Origin of the sequence: Candidatus Sodalis sp. SoCistrobi (genome assembly GCF_900143145.1) — a bacterium.
In the GTDB taxonomy this organism is placed as follows: domain Bacteria; phylum Pseudomonadota; class Gammaproteobacteria; order Enterobacterales; family Enterobacteriaceae; genus SoCistrobi.
Map to the genome: position 1 here is coordinate 1 of NZ_FRDB01000190.1, position 5,521 is coordinate 5,521.

At 53.6% G+C, this 5,521-nt stretch carries 4 protein-coding genes, 2 pseudogenes and 1 riboswitch; of the genes and pseudogenes, 1 reads left to right on the forward strand and 5 read right to left on the reverse strand.

Annotated features, from left to right (window positions below; all coding sequences use genetic code 11):
- Positions 1-119: 119 nt before the first annotated feature.
- From CINSTRO3249_RS12125 to pgi, 5 genes and pseudogenes are all read right to left on the reverse strand, one after another.
- A pseudogene (locus CINSTRO3249_RS12125) lies at positions 120-365 on the reverse strand (YjbH domain-containing protein); the annotation flags it as partial.
- Complete coding sequence (locus tag CINSTRO3249_RS12130; RefSeq protein WP_074013470.1) at positions 365-1,132, reverse strand: capsule biosynthesis GfcC family protein; 768 nt, start codon at positions 1,130-1,132, stop codon at positions 365-367. The gene CINSTRO3249_RS12130 and the pseudogene CINSTRO3249_RS12125, both read right to left, overlap by 1 nt.
- Positions 1,129-1,767 carry a YjbF family lipoprotein gene (locus CINSTRO3249_RS12135; protein WP_074013471.1) on the reverse strand — a complete coding sequence of 213 codons (639 nt, stop codon included), beginning with the start codon at positions 1,765-1,767 and terminating at the stop codon, positions 1,129-1,131. The genes CINSTRO3249_RS12130 and CINSTRO3249_RS12135 overlap by 4 nt, the downstream gene beginning before the upstream one ends.
- Positions 1,768-1,839: 72 nt before the next feature.
- A complete protein-coding gene (gene yjbE, locus CINSTRO3249_RS12140) occupies positions 1,840-2,214 on the reverse strand; it encodes an exopolysaccharide production protein YjbE (protein ID WP_254304362.1) in 375 nt (124 codons plus the stop codon).
- Positions 2,215-2,652: 438 nt separating this feature from the next.
- Positions 2,653-4,302 (reverse strand): glucose-6-phosphate isomerase, encoded by a 1,650-nt coding sequence (pgi, locus tag CINSTRO3249_RS12145; protein ID WP_074013472.1) that lies wholly within the window; start codon positions 4,300-4,302, stop codon positions 2,653-2,655.
- Positions 4,303-4,586: 284 nt separating this feature from the next.
- Positions 4,587-4,783: riboswitch (Lysine riboswitch) on the forward strand.
- Between the two features lie 108 nt (positions 4,784-4,891).
- On the opposite strand from pgi, the pseudogene CINSTRO3249_RS12150 reads away from it, so the two are divergent.
- Positions 4,892-5,392: pseudogene (locus tag CINSTRO3249_RS12150) on the forward strand (lysine-sensitive aspartokinase 3); the annotation flags it as partial.
- Between the last annotated feature and the right edge of the window lie 129 nt (positions 5,393-5,521).

Consider the following 5,521-nt stretch of genomic DNA (forward strand, 5'->3'; position numbering starts at 1 on the left):
TGCTCATGCTGAGTTTCCAGCACTAGATTAACTGCCCGTTCACGGACTTCCGGAGAGTAACGTTTGGTCGTTGTCATAGAGACCTCCACTTTTAAAGTATAGACTCTAATTTATCCGGGGTGATTCATGGTGCTTTCTAGCCAAGGGAACAGCTGTAAGTTCAGGGAGTAAAAACGGTACTGATCGTTATCGCGATAGTTCATGCTGAACTCGCCTTCCCGCGCCATACGCCCGGTTGGCGTTTGCAGCAGGCCCACACCGCCCTGATCCATTTGCGACGGCCCTATCGGCGCAGGGTAAGAAGCGGCCTGACAGGCGCTGGCCACCGATAGCGCAATAAAACTGAGAAGATATTTTTTATTCATCAGTCAGGGATCCGGTGAGTCAGTAAGGAGACAATCTGTTCATTTACATCCCGGTAGGCCCTGGGCAGTGACCAGGAAGAGAACCCGACGTAGATGATGCTGCCCGGCGCCACTTCCACATGACGGTGATTCCAGTACGCCACGGGCACTTTCTCCGTTTTGCCATCAGGCTGAATAACCCAGACCACGTTCTTTTCCGCGCCGCTCAAGCGCTGATGGGTTTGCAGGTATTCGGCGACATCGCGACCGGGCTGATAGGGCTGCGGGCCGGCAGGCGTCGTGACGCCGACCACCTGTACGCTGGTGGGCCGGGATAGCGTATAAACGCTATATTCGCCGCTCAAGCGGCGATTGGCCTCGGCATGCAAACGTATCCAGTCTGGATCCAGCGGCACAAACTGCCGCCCGGTTACCCGCATGGCGGCCAACTGCGTGCGCACCCTGTCCACCGAGCCGGCCAGTTCGCCGTCATTGTCGCCACGCAGCGCCGCGCTGAAAGCACTTAATCGAGCCAGCAACTGCTGCTGCGTCTGCTGCTGCGTCTGCTGCTGTATCCCGCTGGCGGTCCTTTCCGCAATCACGGTGCCCGGCCACCACGTGCGTCCGTTAAGCTCAGGCCGCAGCGTAAGCTGTTCCAGATTGGCGGCACCTTGTAACACCAGCGCCTGGGATTGCCCAGGATAATGAATCGTCACCCGGCTGTCGGCCATGGCGGACGCGATAAAACCAGCACATAAACTCACGGCGACTAAGAGTTGTTTTTTCATGGTTTATAGGGATTTAAGATGGTGGTTTCGATCGGGAAGTAGTCCGGTCCGATAAATTGTTCGGTTTTTATCACGGCGCCGGATCGCGCATCCACCCAATAGCGGTTACGGTAGTGCGTGTTGAGTTCTGTCACGGTGACATCTTCCTCAAGCACGCGGGTCGCGCGGGGGACATTGAGTATCGTCAGGGTTTCATTATCCGCCAGACTAAAGCGGGAAATAAATGTCGCGGCCCGCAGCTGGCCCTTTTCTGTCCAGGACCGGGTGGACGTCCATTCGGTGCCGTTGAGAATGCGATCGGGATGGATAAGGGGGGCGGTGTCGAGGTTAGTCAGGTTATCCGTCAATCCCAGAGTCTTGACGAGACGCCCGTTGCGCGTCACCAGCATCGCCTGGTCGCGGGTAGCCCATTTCAAATTACCCTGTTCGGCATACGCCAGCACCACGAAAATCTGCGACCCGTCGTTCACCTTGGCGTACATACTGGCGTAAGGGATCGCGCGCACCTTCGCCGGCGTCATCTCAACGTCAGGCGTCCCAAAGATGGCCAATGCGAACGTATCACCTATACCCTTTTGTGACTGACTGCAAGCGGCCAACAGAAAGCACACTACTAACAAAAAGAAATAGCGCACGTCGTTTCATCCTAAACGAAAAATGCCCAAAAAATAACCACACTCGCGTGTGGTTACTGATTATTTTTTTACTTAGAACGTTGACGTCGTGGTGCTGGTGCCGGGGTTATTACTACCGCCACCGTTATCGTCGTTGTGGGAAGAGATCAACGCCGCGCCAGCGATAACGGCGATAGCGCCGACACCTACCGCCGTGGCCGCGCCAGCACTCAGGCCGGAAGCCGTTGCGCCACCTGCGGTGCCGCCCTGGTCAGTACCGGTGGTGGCCGGTGCTGCGATAGCATAGGAACCACTCGCCATCAACGCTGCAGCTATTACTACACTTAACAATTTTTTCATATTAAACACCCTTAACTCATGAGGATGATGACTATAAATTAAGTTAATTGTTATCTGCCTTATATAAGCATAATAAAGCAATATAATGCAATAAAATACAGATTGCATTCTTGGTCTCTGAGAAGGTCATAAAAGTGCTGAAAGGCGGGTGAGAACGGACTAATGCGGTATATTCCACTGCCTTGTTATCGACATGTGAAATTAAATATCGCTATCACTCCGTTATTGTCGCGATAATTTGCTGAAAGGCATATTAAGTGGACCCTGCATAAGGTAAAAAGTTGCAGCGATGAATTAGGTCCACGACTGTGATAAGAAGCCACTATGCCAGCGGGAATAAAATATTAACTATCTGTTTTTTAATAAGTAATGATGGTTTTTTACCGGTAATATCCACGGTAATCCACCGACGCCGACCGGCGTATTTTTAAGAATAACCCTAAAAGTGTTTCTAAATCGCTACCCCCGTCACGCTTTACCGTGTTGACGCCTGACGCTATAAGAAAAGCGGCCAGAAACTGGCCGCGCGCCCTCAAGAAAAATTTATCAGTGGCGCCAGGTTTTATAGCGATTGATCAGGCCGTTGGTGGAACTATCGTGGGCATCAATCGGATTATCCTGCGCCAATTCCGGCAAAATGCGATTGGCGAGTTGTTTGCCTAACTCAACGCCCCACTGATCAAAGGTATAAATATTCAATATCGCCCCTTGGGTGAAAATCTTGTGTTCGTACAGCGCAATCAGTGCGCCCAGACTATAAGGGGTAATCTCGCGCAGCAAAATGGAGTTAGTGGGACGGTTGCCCTCAAACACTTTAAACGGCGCAACATGCTGCACTTGTTCCGGTGTTTTCCCGGCCGCGCTGAATTCCTGCTCCACTGCCTCACGAGACTTGCCAAAAGCCAGCGCTTCGGTCTGGGCAAAGAAATTAGAAAGCAGCTTGGCGTGGTGATCGGCAAGGGGATTGTGGCTGATGGCGGGCGCGATAAAGTCGCAGGGGACAATTTTAGTCCCTTGGTGGATCAGCTGGTAAAACGCATGCTGGCCGTTAGTACCCGGTTCGCCCCAGATAATAGGCCCGGTTTGATAACCGACGGCATGCCCCTCACGATCGACATATTTCCCGTTCGACTCCATATTGCCCTGCTGGAAATAGGCGGCGAAACGGTGCATGTATTGATCGTAAGGTAAAATCGCCTCCGTCTCCATGCCGAAGAAATTGTTATACCAAATACCGATAAGCGCCAAGAGCACCGGCAAATTCTTATCCAGCGGCGTCGAGACGAAGTGATGGTCCATAGCGTGCGCGCCGCTGAGCAGGTTTTCAAAATTATCGAAGCCGAGCGACAGCGCAATGGACAGACCGATGGCGGACCAGAGCGAATAGCGCCCCCCTACCCAATCCCAGAACTCAAACATATTCTCGGTATCGATGCCAAATTCCGCTACCGCTTTTGCGTTGGTAGACAGCGCGGCGAAATGGCGGGCGACATGTTGCTCATCCCCGGCGGTTTTCAAGAACCAATCCCGGGCGCTATGGGCATTGGTCATGGTCTCCTGGGTGGTAAAGGTTTTGGAGGCCACCAGGAATAACGTGGTCGCCGGATCCAGGTCTTTTATCGTTTCGGCAATATGCGTTCCATCTACGTTGGACACGTAGTGCATATTAAGATGATTTTTATAAGGCCGTAGCGCCTCGGTCACCATATACGGGCCAAGATCGGAGCCGCCGATGCCGATATTCACGATATCGGTGATGGTGCGGCCGGTATACCCCTTCCATTCGCCGCCGATTACCCGATCGCAAAAGTGTTTCATTTTTGCCAGCACCGCGTTTACGTCCGGCATGACATCCTTGCCGTCCACGTTAATCGGCGTATTGCTGCGGTTGCGCAACGCCACATGCAATACCGCCCGATCTTCGGTACGGTTGATTTTCTCGCCGCTGAACATGGCGGCGATGGCCTCCTTCACGCCACACTCTTCCGCCAGCGCCAGCAGCCGGGTCAGCGTTTCGGCGGTGATGCGATTTTTGGAATAATCCACCAGCATCTGATCGTCGAAGGTGGCCGAGAAGGAGGAAAAACGCTCAGGCTCCTGGGCGAACAGGTCGCTTATTTGCACGTCTTTCATGGTCGCGAAATGTTGTTGCAGCGCTTTCCAGGCCGCAGTATGACTAGGATTGATATTTTTCATAACAACACTCTTATAGGTGATTAAATCGTCGCATATTTTTTGATTGTATCGCTTAACGCCGCGCAGGGGATGCCTTTTCTTGCGCTAATGATAGCGCCTGGTGCTAAAACCGGCGTCGACCTCGCGGCATGCCTTTATTCAGCCTAACAGACTCACGCTGATTTTCCTGTCGCTAATTTTCGCTTGCCGGGAAAGGCGCCGGCGATAATAAATTCACGCGCTGCTACGTTGACATCATCGTTATTACCCGTTATTTCTAATGGCCTAGTGACGCATCTGATGCGTTAACCAGAAGAGGCGCGTCGCCCAGGCAGGGTGTGTGAGGATCCGTTTTCCCATGACCACACCCCAGGGGGAGCGACACCGAGACGATAGCGGGCATACGGGCCGGCCGCCGTCGACCACAGGGGCTGAATCCCCTGGGTTGTCACCAGCATTGTTCGCCACCAGGCGATCGGCACGGTGGGGCGCTTCTGGGTGTACCGTAGCCAACTTCTACGCCTGCTCCCTGTTTCCCGCGCTTGACTCGTGCCTGGTCTTTTTCACCGATGTCATCAGCCATGACATCCGACACGAGGCATTTTTAGGCATGTCAAACAACTCTGCTGCTCCCCTGCGGGTAGCCAAATTCGGCGGCACCAGCGTGGCCGATTTCGACGCGATGAACCGCAGCGCGGATATCGTCTTAGCCAATCCCGCGGTGCGACTGGTGGTGCTTTCCGCCTCGGCCGGCGTCACCAATGTGCTGGTCGCATTGTCGGAGGGCAACGAAGCGGAGCGCCGCGCCTACTATCTGGATGAAATTCGCCGCATTCAATACAGCATTATCGACCGTCTGGCGGAGCAGACGGTGATCCGCGAAGAGATCGACCGGATGATCGATAATATCGCCATGCTGGCCGAAGCGGCGGGTCTGGCGACATCACTGGCACTGACCGATGAGCTGGTCAGCCACGGCGAATTGATGTCGACGCTGCTGTTTGTGGAAGTCTTGCGCCAGCGCGGCGTGGCGGCGGCGTGGTTTGATGTGCGTAAAGTCATGCGCACCAACGATCAATTCGGCCGCGCCGAACCGGACAGTCATGCGCTCAAGGCATAGGTATCTACACATCAGGGAGGAGGCTTAAGAGCAACTCTCGCTAAATGAGTAAGTTCTTCCAGACTATATTCCGATAATAATTTTAGTGTATTCAACAAGATGGATAGGCCAGCGAGCAGA

Coding starts and splice junctions, on each gene's coding strand:
- CINSTRO3249_RS12130 (WP_074013470.1), bottom strand. CDS start 1,132: ATGAAAAAACAACTCTTAGTCGCCGTGAGTTTATGTGCTGGTTTTATC.
- yjbE (WP_254304362.1), bottom strand. CDS start 2,214: ATGCAATCTGTATTTTATTGCATTATATTGCTTTATTATGCTTATATA.
- pgi (WP_074013472.1), bottom strand. CDS start 4,302: ATGAAAAATATCAATCCTAGTCATACTGCGGCCTGGAAAGCGCTGCAA.